This is a genomic window from Streptomyces sp. SID5469, assembly GCF_009862865.1.
Classification (GTDB): Bacteria; Actinomycetota; Actinomycetes; order Streptomycetales; family Streptomycetaceae; genus Streptomyces; species Streptomyces avermitilis.
Map to the genome: position 1 here is coordinate 3300203 of NZ_WWIN01000001.1, position 15575 is coordinate 3315777.

Genomic DNA, 15575 nt, shown 5'->3' on the forward strand with positions numbered 1-15575 from the left:
GCAGGGGCGCAACGCAGCGCCAGTGGCGGCGGGAAGGGGGAGCCCAGCGCCGGTCACTCACGACCACCATGGGTGCGCATTGAGGGCACTCCCACGACGCCGACACCGTCCCGCCGTTCACGCGGAGGGACGCCTGGTCCAGAGGTTGCGACGCTAGTGCAGGGACGTTTCAAGAGGGATGGCAGCGCTTCGGCGGAGCCGGAGCCGCACGGCGGGACCGACCGCGGTTCCTCGCCCCAGCACGCCCAGAACCCGGGACCGGGTGAGGCCGGCAAGAGCGGTGGGCGCACCGGTGCGCCCAAGGCCCCCACTCCACCCGCGAAGCCGACGAGCAGCGGCCCCAGCAGCGGCTCGCGCGTAGCTCTGCGCAACTGGCGCATCTCCACGCGTCTGGTCTCGCTGCTCGCGCTCCCCGTGGTCGCCGCGACCTCGCTCGGCGCGCTGCGCATCAGCGACTCCATGGACGAGATCCAGCAGCTCGACAACATGAAGCTGCTGACCGACATGACCAAGCAGGCGACCGAGCTCGCCGCCGCGCTCCAGGACGAGCGCGACCAGTCGGCAGGTCCGCTGGCGCACGGCGCCACGGCCACCGACTTCACGGTCAAGGGCGTCCGCCAGAAGACGGACCGCGCGCGCTCCGCCTTCCTCTCGGGCACCCAGGAGATCGACGACGCCAGCGGCAACGGCCAGCTCTCCGGCGTCCGCGACAGCGTCGTGGGTCTGGCCGGTGAGCTGAGCAACCTGAGCAGCATCCGCAACGTCGCCTACAAGGACTCCGAGAACGCCACGCAGACGGTCGAGGGCTACCACCGCCTCATCACCCAGCTGCTCGGCCTCTCGCAGGACATGGCCGAGGCGACCAGCAACCCGGAGATGATCCAGCGCACGCGCGCCCTGGCGGCCTTCTCGACCGCCAAGGAGTACGCGTCCGTGCAGCGCGCGGTCATCGCGGCGTCGCTGCCCGCGAGCAACAACACCTTCGGCAAGCTCTCCGAGAACGACCGCCAGTACGCGCTCTCGGCCCTGGACAGCCAGGAATCCGAGATATCGAGCTTCAACAGCATCTACGGCGACGGCTACGAAGATCTGACGAAGCCCATCGACAGCGGCAACCCGACCATCGAGGCCGCCGACGAGTACGCGAAGCGCGCGCTGAGCGACAAGAACGGCATCCGCCAGCAGAACAAGCGCTCGTACAAGGACTGGGTCGACGACGACTCGGCCAAGCTCGAGCAGATGTCGAAGATCGAGCTCACCCTGCTCAACCAGATGGAGCAGAAGGCCCGCGAGCTGCGCAACCAGTCCGAGCAGGAAGCGATCATCTCGGGTGCGCTGATCCTCATCGTCCTCGGCGTCTCGCTCGTCGGCGCCTTCGTCGTGGCCCGCTCCATGATCCGCTCGCTGCGCCGGCTCCAGGACACCGCGACCAAGGTCGCCCAGGACCGCCTGCCCGAGCTGGTCAGGCAGCTGTCCGAGTCCGACCCGCAGGACGTCGACACGTCCGTGGAGTCGGTCGGTGTGCACTCCAAGGACGAGATCGGCCAGGTGGCCGCGGCCTTCGACGACGTGCACCGCGAGGCCGTACGACTCGCCGCCGAGCAGGCCCTGCTGCGAGGCAACGTCAACGCGATGTTCACCAACCTCTCGCGCCGCTCCCAGGGCCTCATCCAGCGTCAGCTCTCGCTCATCTCCGAACTGGAGTCCCGCGAGGCCGACCCGGACCAGCTGTCCTCCCTGTTCAAGCTCGACCACCTCGCGACCCGCATGCGCCGTAACGGTGAGAACCTCCTCGTGCTCGCCGGTGAAGAGCCCGGCCGCCGCTGGACCCGCCCGGTCCCGCTGGTCGACGTGCTCCGCGCCGCCGCCTCCGAGGTGGAGCAGTACGAGCGCATCGAGCTGTCCTCGGTCCCGACCACCGAGGTCGCGGGCCGGGTCGTCAACGACCTCGTGCACCTGCTCGCCGAGCTGCTCGAGAACGCGACGTCGTTCTCCTCCCCGCAGACCAAGGTCAAGGTCACCGGTCACGCGCTGCCCGACGGCCGCGTTCTGATCGAGATCCACGACACCGGCATCGGCCTCTCCCCCGAGGACCTCGCGGCGATCAACGAGCGGCTCGCGGCGCCGCCCACCGTGGACGTGTCGGTCTCCCGCCGCATGGGTCTGTTCGTGGTCGGCCGTCTGTCGCAGCGCCACGGCATCCGCATCCAGCTGCGTCCGTCCGACTCGGGCGGTACGACCGCGCTCGTCATGCTTCCCGTCGATGTCGCCCAGGGCGGCAAGAAGGTTCCGGGCAAGCCGGGCCAGGGCGCTCCCGGCATCGGCGGCCCGGCTGCCGCACAGGCCTCGGCCGGTGTGGCCGCGGCCCGTCGCGGCGGTCAGTCGGGCAGTCCGAGCCTCGGCGCCGGTGCCCCCGCGGGCAACGCCGGCCGTATCGGTGCGGCTCCGCAGCGCGGACAGGTGGGTGCCGGTCAGGGCCCGCGTGCCGCACTGCCCGGCAGCAACCAGGGCGGACGTCCCGGCGCGCCGGGCGGAGCCCGGGGTCCGCAGCAGGGTCCGGCGGCACCGCAGCAGGGCCGGCCGGCCCCCGCGGGTGCCGGTGCGGGTGCCGGTGCCTTCGGGCAGAACGCGCCGGGCGCCCCGCAGGGCCTCCAGGCGGCGCAGGCCTTCAACGAGGGCCCGGCGGCCACCCGTCAGGGCGGCTTCGGCGACGGCGGTTCCGGCACGCGCCGGGGCGGCGGCTTCGGCGACAGCACCCCCGCGGCCGCACCCCCGCAGCAGCCCCAGCAGCCTCAGCAGCAGCCCAAGGAGTCCCGTCGCCGCAGGCCGCAGCTGCCGGGTCGCGGTGGCCCGCGGGCCGAACTGCCCGGCGGCAGCGCCCAGCCGCGCACGCCCAGCTGGAGCGACGAGAACGCGCAGCCGCCGGTGCCGCGCGCCTCGCTCGACGCCCCCCGCGGCCACGAGGAGCCGGACGCGCTGTCCGCCACCTCCCGGCTGCCGCGCGTCGACGACCGCCAGGGACCCGGCGCGACCTCGGAGATCCCCCGGATCGACGACCGCCAGGGACCCGGCGCCACTTCTGAGTTCGCCCGTCCCGACTTCGACACCACGCGCCCCGGCGCGGAGGCGCCGCAGGGCGGCAACGGGCAGTTCGGCCGCCCGGACATGTTCGGCACCGGCAACCAGGCGGCACCCACGAACCGGTTCCCGGCTCAGGGCCGCCCCCAGGACGCGTCGCCCACCGGACAGCCGCCGGCCTACGGCGGCTCCCAGGACCCGTCGGCCACCGGCCAGTTCGCGACGCCGGGCTACGACGGTTCCGGCACGGGTCAGTACGCGACGCCGGGCTACGACGCGTCCGGCACGGGTCAGTACCCGGCGCCGGGCCAGGGCAACCGCCAGGACTCCTCGTCCACGGGCCAGTTCGAGCGGCCGCAGGCCGGTGGCCCCGCCGACTTCGGTGTCCCCCGGCCGCCGGCCCCGCAGCGTCCCGCGCGTCCGCAGCAGCCCGAGGCGCTGCCGCCGGCGGCGGGTCCCGGCGACGGGCGTACGCCGCTGTACGACACGCTGGAGACCAACTGGTTCCACGGTCAGCAGGGCCAGCAGGGCCAGCAGCAGAGCAACGGCTCGGCGCAGGCCCCCCAGCAGCAGCCGCAGTCACCTGCGGCCCCCCAGCGTCCGGCCCCCACGCCGGCCGCCTCCTCCTGGCGCAGCACGCCGAACGACGATCTCGTCAAGCAGGCCGAACGCGTCCGTCAGCCGTCGGCGGGCGGGGTCACCACCTCCGGCCTGCCGCGTCGGGTCCCCCGCGCGAACCTCGTCGCGGGTACGGCTCAGCAGCAACAGCACCAAGCAGGTCCGCAGGTCTCGCGTGCGCCCGATGACGTACGCGGCCGGCTGACCAATCTCCGTCGGGGCATCCAGCAGGGTCGCCAGGCCGGTACCGGCCAGACCGGCAGCTTCCCCAGCCCCACTCACCAGCAGGAGCGTTAGTTGAGCCCGATGAGCCAGGCCGCACAGAATCTGAACTGGTTGATCACCAACTTCGTGGACAACACCCCCGGGGTGTCCCACACCGTCGTCGTGTCCGCCGACGGACTCCTTCTGGCCATGTCCGAAGGCTTCCCGCGCGACCGCGCAGACCAGCTCGCGGCCGTCGCGTCGGGGCTCACCTCGCTCACGGCCGGGGCGTCCCGGATCTTCGAGGGCGGCACGGTGGCCCAGACGGTCGTCGAGATGGAGCGCGGTTTCCTCTTCCTGATGTCCGTCTCGGACGGCTCGTCGCTCGCGGTCCTCTCCCACCCGGAGTGCGACATCGGCCTCGTCGGCTACGAGATGGCACTCCTGGTCGACCGTGCGGGTGCGGTGCTCACGCCGGACCTGCGCGCCGAACTCCAGGGCAGTCTGCTCCACTGACCGGCCCCGGTCCACACAACTCACGAAATCACCGTCCGGCCGCCACAATCCCCCCACCGGCCCCTGTCAGACGGCACGACTGACCGACTTGCTGTCCCGCCCGGAGGATTCATGACCCCGCCCACCGCCTCTCATGATCCGTACGCACAGTCGTACGGGGACGAGGGCGACCAGCCGTTGGTTCGTCCGTATGCGATGACCGGCGGCCGGACCCGGCCGCGTTACCAGCTCGCCATAGAGGCGCTGATCAGCACGACGGCCGACCCGGCCCAGCTGATGGGGCTGCTCCCCGAGCACCAGCGGATCTGCCACCTGTGCCGTGAGGTGAAGTCGGTGGCGGAGGTGTCGGCGCTCCTGTCCATGCCTCTCGGTGTGGCACGGATTCTTGTCGCGGACCTCGCCGAGGCCGGACTTGTCGCCATCCACCAGCCGGGCGGCGACGAGAACAACGGCGGTGCACCGGACGTGACACTGCTCGAAAGGGTGCTCAGTGGACTTCGCAAGCTCTGACGGCGGGGGGCGGACGACCACCTCCGCCAAGATCGTGGTGGCCGGCGGCTTCGGCGTGGGCAAGACCACGTTCGTGGGCGCCGTCTCCGAGATCAACCCGCTGCGCACCGAGGCCGTCATGACGTCCGCGTCCGCGGGCATCGACGACCTCACCCACACCGGGGACAAGACCACCACCACGGTGGCCATGGACTTCGGCCGCATCACGCTCGACCAGGACCTGATCCTGTACCTGTTCGGCACGCCCGGCCAGGACCGCTTCTGGTTCATGTGGGACGACCTGGTCCGCGGCGCCATCGGCGCGGTGGTCCTGGTCGACACCCGCCGTCTCGCCGACTGCTTCCCCGCGGTCGACTACTTCGAGAACAGCGGTCTGCCGTTCGTCATCGCCCTCAACGGCTTCGACGGGCACCAGCCGTACAACCCCGAAGAGGTACGCGAGGCTCTGCAGATCGGTCCGGACGCGCCGATCATCACGACGGACGCCCGGCACCGCGCGGACGCGAAGTCGGCGCTGATCACGCTGGTCGAGCACGCGCTCATGGCCCGTCTGCGATAGCACTCGAAGCACACCCCTGATACCACGCAAGTCGGCGACGCCATACGGCAGTTGTCGTAGATACGCTGGAGCCGACTGTGTCCTTTGACACGGTCGGCTCCGGCGTTCATAACGTTTCGACAGAGATCTCGGGTGGTATCACCACGCGTCGCGTTCGTTCGGTCTCGCTGCGCTCACAAAAGCCCCGCCTTTTGGCGGGGCTCGCTCTTTATGACCGTTTTATCAGGGGCCTCCAGCGAGCGGAATCCTCCCTTCCGAGTGTTTGGAAGAGCGCCGCTTGACGTGCTGGAATGCCTGAACTGCCCATTAGTCAAAGACGTACTCAGTCAACGACGTACTGGGCTCTGGAGACACCGCGGCACAACGTTGGTGCCGACGCCGAGAGGTTGTTGGTCGAGTGAGGCGAAGCAAGAACGGTCCCGAGCCGTCGGCACGGGGCAACTTCACCCCGCCGCCGCGGGGAGGGGTACCCGCACAATCCGGCCCCGAGCCGGCGGCGGTGGTCGCGCCCAGCGGCAGCCGTCTCTCTCCGCGCAACTGGCGCGTGCCGACCAGGCTGAACGCGATCCTGCTCATACCCGTGCTGGTCGGCCTGGTCATGGGCGGCTTCCAGGTGAAGGGCTCGATCGACACCTGGCAGGAAGCCCGCGACGCCGAGAAGGTCGCGAAGATCGTGGCGTCCGCCGGTGAATACGCCGAGGCGCTGCTCAACGAGCGCGATGTGTCCGCCGCCCCGCTCCTCAAGGGCGACCGGAACAACGCGACGGTCAAGAAGGCCCGCGCCCTCACCGACCAGAAGGCCGACGCCTTCCACCAGGAAGTCGTCGGAATGCCGGCCAAGGCAGGTCTCCAGCGCCGGCTGGGCCTGGTGGAGAAGGCCGAACCGCAGCTGGAGCAGATCCGCAAGGCGGCCTACACGACCGCCATGGACCCGGTGAAGACCGAAGAGGGTTACGTCACCGTCGAGCACCTGCTCATGGAGTTCTCCAACGAGCTGGGCCTGGGTACCGGCAACATCACCAGCTACGGCCGTACCGTGTACGCCATCGCGCTGGCCAAGGGCGCCGAGTCGCTGGAACGCTCCATCGGCCTGCACCTGCTGATCAAGCCCAGCAGCGACGAGAAGATCCGCGCCCAGCAGATCACCTCCTTCACCTCGTACGCGTACCTCGAGCAGATCGCTCTTCAGGAGTACGTCTCCGGCGGCACCGAGCAGGACTACGCCCGGCTCACCCAGGTGATGAAGCAGAAGACCGCTGCGGGCAAGGCCAAGCTCGCCGAGGCCAAGAGCAGGACCGAGGCCGCGGGCGGCACCTTCGTGGCCCCGCCGGCCCTGGACAAGATGATCCAGGCGATCGGCAGTGGCGCCACGCCCGCCGCCCTCGCCCAGCAGGGCATCACCCCCACGACGTGGATGTCCGCCGCGACCCTCAAGTTCGACGGCTACAGCCAGGTGGAGAAGGAACTCGTCGACCGGGCCGTCAACGACGCCAACGACATCGCCTCCAGCGCCCAGCGCGACGCCTACATCAACGGCGCCATCGTCGTCGTGGCCCTGCTCGCCGCGTTCATCCTCGCCGGCCTCATGGCCCGCCAGATGAGCCGCTCGATGCGCCAGCTGCGCAACGCGGCCTTCAATGTCGCCGAGCAGCGCCTGCCGATGCTGGTCGACCAGCTGTCCCGTACGGACCCGGGACGCGTCGACACCCGCGTACAGGCCATCCCGATCACCACCACGGACGAGATCGGCGAAGTCGCCCGCGCCTTCGACCAGGTCCACCGCGAGGCCGTACGACTGGCCGCCGAGCAGGCCCTCCTGCGAGGCAACATCAACGCGATCTTCACCAACCTCTCGCGCCGCAACCAGTCGCTGATCGAGGGCCAGCTGACCCTGATCACCGACCTGGAGAACAACGAGGCCGACCCGGACCAGCTGGAGAACCTCTTCCGGCTGGACCACCTCGCGACCCGTATGCGCCGCAACGGCGAGAACCTCCTGGTCCTCGCCGGCGAGGAGCCCGGACGCCGCTGGGACCAGCCGGTCCCGCTGGTCGACGTGCTGCGCGCCGCCTCCTCCGAGGTGGAGCAGTACGAGCGCGTCGAGCTGTCCGGCGTCCCGGAGGCCGAGATCCACGGCCGCGCCGTGACCGACCTCGTGCACCTGCTCGCCGAGCTCCTGGAGAACGCCACCACGTTCTCCTCGCCGCAGACCAAGGTCCGCGTCACCGCGACCCGTCTCCCGGACGGCCGCATCATGGTCGAGATCCACGACAAGGGCATCGGCCTCACCGCCGAGGACTTCGCGGACATCAACCACAAGCTGGCCAACCCGCCGACCGTGGACGCCGCGATCTCCCAGCGCATGGGTCTGTTCGTGGTCGGCCGCCTGTCCGACCGGCACGGCATCCGCGTCCAGCTGCGCCCCTCGGGCGAGCAGGCCGGCACGACCTCGCTGGTCATGCTCCCCGACGTCATCACCCACGGTGGCGGTGGCGAGCAGCAGGTGCAGCGCGACGAGTTCACGGTCTCGCAGATCATCCCGGAGCAGCAGAACTTCGCGGGAGGCGGCGAAGCCTTCCAGGTGGAGCCGATGCGTACGGCCGCGGAGCTGGGCTTCGACGACAGCCGCTACACCGAGGTCCCCGACGACATACGGGAGCTGGACCCCGTCGGCCGCTCGCTGATGCGCGAGGAGCGCCGGGCGGCCCTGGAGGCCCAGGCACACGGCCCGCAGGACGGTTCCGAGGGGCAGCGCTACCAGGACGAGTTCGACGCGTCGCAGCAGCCGGCCTACGGCAACGGGCAGAACGGGTACCCGGAGCAGCAGGCGGGGTACGACCAGCAGACGGCGTACGAGGAGCAGCAGCAGCCTGCGTACGAGGAGCCGTACTTCGCGCCGAACGGCGACTTCTCCCAGACCGGGGAGTTCCCGGCCACCGGAGAGTTCGCGCCGAACGGTGACTTCGCCTCCAACGGCGGCTATCCGGAACCCTCGTACGCGGAGCCGAACCAGGAGAGCAACTCGGGTGGCGGGCGCACCGCCTCGGAGACGTTCTCGGCCTTCGACGAGCCGTCCTACCAGGATGACTGGCCGAAGCAGGACGACTACCAGAGCGGGTACCGGTCCGAGTACGCTCCGGAAGCGGAATCCTCGCAGGCCGCTGACGTGAGTGAGCGGGACCACGTAGGCTTCACCCGTCCGGGACCGGCCCCCTCCGCCGCCCACGCACTGACCGACGCCGGTCTGCCCCGCCGCGGATCCACCGGGAACGGCAACGGCAACGGCCCGCAGCGCGTGAGCCCGGACCCGTCGGCGGCCCCTGCCGGGACCGAGACGGGCGGCATGGGCAGCAACTGGCGCTCCTCGAACGACGAGCGCTGGCAGCAGGCCTCGCAGCTGAAGAAGCCCAAGGCCGGCGGAGTTACCTCCTCCGGACTGCCGCGACGGGTACCCAAGGCCAACCTGGTCGAGGGAACCGCGGATTCGACCCCCCAGGGCGGCCCCCAGGTCTCCCGCGCTCCCGAGGACGTCCGGGGCAGGCTGAGCAACCTGCGCCGGGGCGTGGAGCGGGGACGCAATGCAGGTAGTGACACGAACGGCCAGGGCCTCGGTCCTGATAGCACCTACAACCAGGAGCGTTAGTGTGAGCCCGATGAGCCAGGCGGCGCAGAACCTGAACTGGTTGATCACCAACTTCGTGGACAACACCCCTGGGGTGTCCCACACCGTGGTGGTCTCCGCCGACGGACTCCTTCTGGCGATGTCCGAAGGCTTTCCCCGTGACCGCGCCGACCAGCTCGCGGCCGTCGCGTCCGGTCTGACCTCGTTGACCGCGGGTGCCTCCCGCATCTTCGAGGGTGGCGCTGTGAATCAGACGGTTGTGGAGATGGAGCGGGGATTCCTCTTCCTCATGTCCATTTCCGATGGTTCGTCGCTCGCGGTCCTCGCACACCCGGAGGCGGACATTGGCCTCGTTGGGTACGAGATGGCCCTTCTGGTGGACCGTGCCGGTACGGTTCTGACCCCGGACCTTCGGGCGGAGCTCCAGGGCAGCCTTCTCAACTAGCAGACAGACGGTACGTTTTGGCGTCCCGGGGCCTTAAGGTTTCGGGACGCGGCTTCCACGTGATGGGTGCCCGGTGCAGTTGGAGGAGGAGAGAGAGTGGCAACACCCCCAGGCGGTTCGTCTTCGGGCAACTGGTCCTACGGCCCCGGCCAGGGCCAGGGTCAGGGTGAGCAGAACCGGTACAACTTCCCCTCCGCACCCAGCCCGCGGCGTCAGCCGTACGCACCCCAGGGCCCCCAGGGTCCCGGTCCCTCGCCGTACGACCAGCCGTCGGCGCCGCGCATCCAGCCCGTGCAGCCACAGCGACGCTCCCCCGAGCCGGCGCCCGCAGGGTCGTCGAGCAACCCCCTGGTGCGCCCGTACGCCATGACGGGCGGCCGCACCAGGCCGCGGTACCAGCTCGCCATCGAGGCGCTGGTGCACACCACTGCGCAGCCGCACCAGATGCAGGGGCAACTGCCCGAGCATCAGCGGATCTGCAACCTCTGCCGAGAGATCAAGTCGGTCGCCGAAGTCTCGGCGCTGCTCACGATCCCCCTCGGCGTGGCCAGGATCCTCGTCGCCGACTTGGCGGAGGCGGGCCTGGTCGCCATCCATCAGCCCGGCGGCGACGAAAACGCCGGTGGCCAGCCAGACGTGACTTTGCTCGAAAGGGTGCTCAGTGGACTTCGCAAGCTCTAGCGGAGGGCCTTCCCGCTCCACCACGTCCGCGAAAATCGTGGTGGCAGGCGGCTTCGGCGTGGGCAAGACCACGTTCGTCGGTGCCGTCTCGGAGATCAATCCGCTGCGCACCGAGGCCGTCATGACGTCCGCGTCCGCGGGCATCGACGACCTCACCCACACCGGGGACAAAACCACCACCACGGTGGCCATGGACTTCGGCCGCATCACCCTGGACCAGGACCTGATCCTGTACCTGTTCGGCACGCCCGGCCAGGACCGCTTCTGGTTCATGTGGGACGACCTGGTCCGCGGCGCCATCGGCGCGATCGTCCTGGTCGACACCCGCCGTCTCGCCGACTGCTTCCCCGCGGTCGACTACTTCGAGAACAGCGGTCTTCCCTTCGTGATCGCCCTCAACGGCTTCGACGGCAACCAGCCGTACAACCCGGACGAGGTGCGCGAGGCGCTCCAGATCGGCCCCGACACCCCGATCATCACGACGGACGCCCGCCACCGCGCGGACGCGAAGTCGGCGCTGATCACGCTGGTCGAGCACGCACTCATGGCGCGACTCCGCTAGCGCATCCGCGCGCGGTAGCAGCAGAAGGGGGCGCCCTCTCCGGTCGGAGAGGGCGCCCCCTTCTGTCGGTCCGGTGTGCCGGTCCGCTCTGTCGGTCCGCTCTGTCGGTCCGCTCTGTCGGTCCGCTCTGTCGGTCCGCTCTGTCGGTCCGCTCTGTCGGTGACCGCTCTGTCGGTCCGCTCTGTCGGTCCACGGCAACGGGACGTGAGCCGACACCGCCCGGGTCCCCCGCGCCGGAAAACCGCGGTCGGGGGCGGCAGCGGCAGCGGGACGTACGACAGCGGCGCCCGACCCCCGCCGCCAGAGCCACCGCCGTCGGGGCCACCGCCACCAGGGCACAGCCGTCGGGGCACAAGCAGAGGGGCCCCTCACCCAAGTGGGTGAGGGGCCCCTCTGGCCTACGGCTGAGCGGCGCGGCCTAGCCGTGCCAGCTGTGCGGTGCCCGGAAACCCGGCTCGCGCTCCAGGCGGCGCCAGCCCGCCTTCGGGCGGCCACGGCGGGCCGGCGAGGCGGCGGGGGCGGTTGCCGCGCGAGCCAGGAGGATGGCCGTGATGGCGGCCACTTCCTCGGGCTCGGCGTGGCCCTTCTCGACGCGAATGTCAGGCGGGTTCATGGGCTTCAGTCTCCGTGGATGAGGTTTCCGCGGGGGTACCGCGGAGGATCCGCAGGGTTACTGCGGCGGGTTGCCGTGCTTGCGGGAGGGCAGATCCGCGTGCTTGGTGTGCAGCATCGCGAGGGACTTGATGAGCACCTCGCGGGTCTCCGCCGGATCGATGACGTCGTCGACCAGGCCGCGCTCCGCGGCGTAGTACGGGTGCATCAGCTCGGCCTTGTACTCCTTGACCATGCGGGTCCGCATGGCCTCCGGATCCTCGGCCTCGGCGATCTGACGGCGGAAGATCACGTTCGCGGCGCCTTCCGCGCCCATCACGGCAATCTCGTTGGTCGGCCACGCGTAGGTGAGATCGGCACCGATGGACTGGCTGTCCATGACGATGTACGCGCCTCCGTACGCCTTGCGCAGGATCAGCGAAATCCGCGGCACGGTCGCGTTGCAGTACGCGTAGAGCAGCTTCGCTCCGTGCCGGATGATTCCGCCGTGTTCCTGGTCGACTCCGGGGAGGAACCCCGGGACGTCCAGGAGGGTCACGATCGGGATGTTAAAAGCGTCACACATCTGGACAAAGCGCGCAGCTTTTTCGCTCGCCTCGATGTCCAGGACCCCGGCCAGGGTCTGCGGCTGGTTGGCGACGATGCCCACCACACGGCCGTCGAGACGGGCCAGTGCGCAGATAATATTGCGGGCCCAGCGCTCGTGGATCTCGAGGAAGTCCCCGTCGTCCACCAGCTCCTCGATGACCTTGGCCATGTCGTACGGCCGGTTGCCGTCCGCCGGGACCAGGTCCAGCAGGACGTCCGAGCGCCGGTCGGCCGCGTCGCTCGACTCGGCGTGCGGCGGGTTCTCCCGGTTGTTCTGCGGAAGCATCGACAGCAGGTAGCGCACCTCAGCGAGGCACGTCTCCTCGTCGTCGTAGGCGAAGTGACAGACGCCGCTCGTCTCGGCGTGCACATCGGCGCCGCCGAGGCCGTTCTGGGTGATCTCCTCGCCCGTCACCGCCTTGACCACGTCCGGCCCGGTGATGAACATCTGCGAGGTCTCGCGGACCATGAACACGAAGTCCGTCAGGGCGGGCGAGTACGCCGCGCCGCCCGCGCACGGGCCCAGCATCACGCTGATCTGCGGGATCACGCCCGACGCCTTGGTGTTGCGCTGGAAGATGCCGCCATAGCCCGCGAGAGCGCTGACACCCTCCTGGATGCGGGCGCCCGCACCGTCGTTCAGGGAGACCAGCGGGGCCCCGGCCGCGATGGCCATGTCCATGATCTTGTGGATCTTCGTGGCGTGGGCCTCGCCGAGAGCGCCGCCGAAGATGCGGAAGTCGTGCGCGTAGACGAAGACCGTGCGGCCCTCGACCGTGCCCCAACCGGTGATCACACCGTCCGTGTACGGCTTCTTGGCCTCCAGGCCGAACCCGGTCGCCCGGTGCCGGCGCAGCTGCTCGACCTCCTGGAAGGACCCCGGGTCGAGCAGCAGCTCGATGCGCTCCCGGGCGGTCAGCTTGCCCTTGGCGTGCTGCGCGTCGGTCGCCTTCTCGCTGGGGCCGGCCAGCGCCTGCGCGCGGATCTCGTGCAGTTCGGCCACGCGCCCGCGCGCGTCCGTCGGCTCACCCGACGTCTCACCCGGCGTCTCGTCCAAAACGGTCATGTAGCGACCTTACGAAGCCCACGAAGAAAAGCGAGCCGTCGACTCCGTACAGTCTCCGGCCCGTTTTCCTGGTGCCCCTGAACAGAACCCCACGCGCATGCAGCCGATCTGACTGCTCAGAGGGGTTGTTGCTTGTAGGAGCCCAACAAAGTCCTCAGCTGAGAGTCACCTCACATTTGTGCGTGGCACATGCCATCCCTGGAGTGACACGGACCCTCAGTCGGCGGCCGGCGGCGACGATGTCGACGGCCGGATCCGCGCGGACGACCCGCCCTACGGGATGATCCCAGACGATCTCCAGGGGCTGTCCCGTGCGCGACGGCTCGCTCACGCAGAGCGTAGCGGTCCGGCCCCGGCGGCGGACGAGCACGCTCGCGGCCGCCGAGGCGGCCAGCGGGCCCGCCGTGCCGGCCGACCAGAAGTTGGCCGCCGTGAGGGCCAGGGAGCCGACGTGGACGGCCTGCCGGCGGGCGTCGTTGGCGAGGACCGACAGCCGGTGGCGGTCGGCCGCGTGGGCGGCGACCTGCGCGCGGCTCGCGCCGGGCAGCAGGACGTAGGCGTACGTCGCGTCCACGGGGTCCGTGCCGTGGTCCAGCCACAGCGTCTGCCAGCGCCGGGTGCGACGCTCGGTCGTACTCGTGGTGTTGATGTCGGACCAGGCGCCGGTGCGGTCCTCGCGGAGGGCGCGCAGCTCGCCGCCGGCGGGCAGCACCCAGCCGCCGTGGCCCTCCAGGTGCGCCCAGCCGTGCCCCCGGACGAAGGCCTGCGTGCCGCCCTCTCCCAGATTGCGGTTGTCCACCACCGTCTCGACCGGTACGCCGTCCCTACAGGTGATCCCCGCGCCCAGACAGATCACGGAGTCCGCCACACAGAACCACGACTTGCGGGCCTCCAGCGTCGATCCGAGCCCCTTCACCTGCTGGCCGACCGCCGCGTACACGCCGTCCGTCACGCCGCCGACCCACCGCACGGCCGGTTTCGGCTCACCCCACTCGCCGCCCGCCCGGTCGGCGAGCCGCTTGGTGGACACGGTCGTTCCGGGCAGCCGGTACCAGTCGACGGTGGGCCAGTACCAGTCCGTGTACTGGTCGGTCCGGCCGCTCCACCAGAGGAGCATTCCGGCGCCGGTGTGCCAGCCGCGGGGGTTCTCGCCGTTGCCGCATTCGTACGAGGCGATCCGTTCGGAGGACATGGAGATGTTCGCGGCGAAGCCCCGGCCCCGGTGGACGGCGCGGTCCATGTGGGCGAAGAGGTGGTGCCCGGCGGGCTCGGGAGCGGCACGGACGCCGGAGTCCGCGACGGCGTGCAGCCGGGCCAGGTCCGCGACCCCGAACTGGGGTGCGGTCAGGATCGGCGTGACGTCGTCCCGTTCGATCCACCCTTTGATCCGAGCGTGCCACCGTGCGCGCTCCTGAGGGCCCGCGCCGCCCGCGAGCAGCGCGATCGCGGCGATCAGCGCCTGCCCGTGGAAGTGGTCGCCGCGCATGACGTGCAGGTCGTCGCTCTTGAGGTAACCGCGGCTGATGGCCCGCCCGTTGACGCTGTCCATGACCAGGCCGTCATGGATGAGGGGCGCGTAGGCCTGCTCGACGCTGTCGAGGATGATCTGCCGGTTCGGATCGGTGACGTCCCAGGTGGAACCGGCGAAAAGGCTGAACAGCCGGCCCAGCCCGTCGAGCAACACCTGTCCGTACGTTCCCGAGTAGGCGACCCAGGTGTGCTGGACGAACGAGCCGTCCGCGTAGAGCCCGTCGCCCTGGGTGACGTACGGGAAGACGGGCGAGAGGGCGTCGCGGGCGAGGGCGATCCTGTCGGGGGCCCGGCCCAGGATGCCGCTGAGGGCGACGCCGCGGCAGAGGTCGACGCGGTTGGCGCCGGTGGAGGTGCCGGAGTAGTCGCGGAGCATGTCGTCGGGGATGAAGTGGCCGACGGCGGCGCAGGCGGCGGCTCGCCGCGCGGCCGAGAGCCGATCGTGCAGGGCGGCGACGATGTCCATGAGGAGGCGGGGGCTGCCGATCTGCCACTCCCACCAGTTGCCGTAGCGGGTGGTGGTCGGGTTGTAGACGGTCGCGCTCACGTGGTCGAGGCCCCGGACGATGTCCGCGAGCAGGCCCGCGTCGCCGGTCGAGCCGGTGCCTTCCTGGACGTAGGCCTGGGTCATCGTCCAGAGCCGGCTGTAGCTCTGGGTGATGCCGGAGGGCGGGTCGAAGGGGTGGCCGGGCCAGAGGGAGGCGGCGGCCGGGGCCATGGTGGCGCGGTAGCCGCGGGCCAGTTCCCCGGTGCGGCGCAGGCGGGAGGCGTAGGGCTCGGCGGTGGGGTCGTATCCGGCGCCGAGGGCGAGGACGAGCCAACGGCGCCGGAGGGTGTCGTACTCGTCGTCGGCGTACGCGGACGGGGCGCCGGTGGCGGTGACCGTGGCCGTGATGCCGGCCGCCAGGACCGCTGCGCGGAGGAACGTACGGCGGTTGGGAGTCATGTGCATGCCGTGTACCACCCCGGCGGCCGGAGCGGAAC

Annotated in this window: 11 protein-coding genes; 8 read left to right on the forward strand and 3 right to left on the reverse strand. The window is 70.4% G+C overall.

Going from position 1 to position 15575, the window contains the following annotated elements:
- The first annotated feature begins 156 nt into the window (after positions 1-156).
- The 8 genes from GTY58_RS14115 (at position 157) to GTY58_RS14150 (ending at position 10795) form a co-directional block, all read left to right on the forward strand.
- Complete coding sequence (locus GTY58_RS14115) at positions 157-3993, forward strand: nitrate- and nitrite sensing domain-containing protein (RefSeq protein ID WP_010984126.1); 3837 nt, start codon at positions 157-159, stop codon at positions 3991-3993.
- 9 nt (positions 3994-4002) lie between these two features.
- Positions 4003-4416 (forward strand): roadblock/LC7 domain-containing protein, encoded by a 414-nt coding sequence (locus tag GTY58_RS14120; protein WP_010984127.1) that lies wholly within the window; start codon positions 4003-4005, stop codon positions 4414-4416.
- A gap of 111 nt (positions 4417-4527) precedes the next feature.
- Entirely contained in the window at positions 4528-4926 is a 399-nt protein-coding gene (locus GTY58_RS14125) for a DUF742 domain-containing protein (protein ID WP_010984128.1), read from the forward strand.
- Positions 4907-5485, forward strand: a complete 579-nt coding sequence (locus GTY58_RS14130; RefSeq protein WP_010984129.1) for an ATP/GTP-binding protein — start codon at positions 4907-4909, stop codon at positions 5483-5485. Before GTY58_RS14125 ends, GTY58_RS14130 begins: the two co-directional genes overlap by 20 nt.
- A 397-nt stretch (positions 5486-5882) precedes the next feature.
- Entirely contained in the window at positions 5883-9128 is a 3246-nt protein-coding gene (locus GTY58_RS14135; RefSeq protein WP_010984130.1) for a nitrate- and nitrite sensing domain-containing protein, read from the forward strand.
- Positions 9129-9138: 10 nt separating this feature from the next.
- Positions 9139-9552, forward strand: a complete 414-nt coding sequence (locus tag GTY58_RS14140) for a roadblock/LC7 domain-containing protein (RefSeq protein WP_010984131.1) — start codon at positions 9139-9141, stop codon at positions 9550-9552.
- A 96-nt stretch (positions 9553-9648) separates the two neighbouring features.
- The gene (locus GTY58_RS14145) at positions 9649-10233 is read left to right on the forward strand and encodes a DUF742 domain-containing protein (protein ID WP_010984132.1); all 585 of its coding nucleotides are present in this window, start codon (positions 9649-9651) and stop codon (positions 10231-10233) included.
- Positions 10214-10795: an ATP/GTP-binding protein gene (locus GTY58_RS14150; protein ID WP_026248371.1), complete on the forward strand. Its 582-nt coding sequence runs from the start codon at positions 10214-10216 to the stop codon at positions 10793-10795. The genes GTY58_RS14145 and GTY58_RS14150 overlap by 20 nt, the downstream gene beginning before the upstream one ends.
- Positions 10796-11213: 418 nt before the next feature.
- Here the strand turns inward: GTY58_RS14150 and GTY58_RS14155 are convergent, their stop codons facing one another.
- The 3 genes from GTY58_RS14155 to GTY58_RS14165 all read right to left on the reverse strand — a co-directional run bounded on the left by GTY58_RS14155 (position 11214) and on the right by GTY58_RS14165 (position 15537).
- Complete coding sequence (locus GTY58_RS14155; RefSeq protein WP_010984134.1) at positions 11214-11408, reverse strand: acyl-CoA carboxylase subunit epsilon; 195 nt, start codon at positions 11406-11408, stop codon at positions 11214-11216.
- A gap of 57 nt (positions 11409-11465) precedes the next feature.
- Positions 11466-12998: an acyl-CoA carboxylase subunit beta gene (locus tag GTY58_RS14160; protein ID WP_171033235.1), complete on the reverse strand. Its 1533-nt coding sequence runs from the start codon at positions 12996-12998 to the stop codon at positions 11466-11468.
- Between the two features lie 217 nt (positions 12999-13215).
- The gene (locus tag GTY58_RS14165; RefSeq protein WP_037649800.1) at positions 13216-15537 is read right to left on the reverse strand and encodes a polysaccharide lyase 8 family protein; all 2322 of its coding nucleotides are present in this window, start codon (positions 15535-15537) and stop codon (positions 13216-13218) included.
- Positions 15538-15575: the final 38 nt, after the last annotated feature.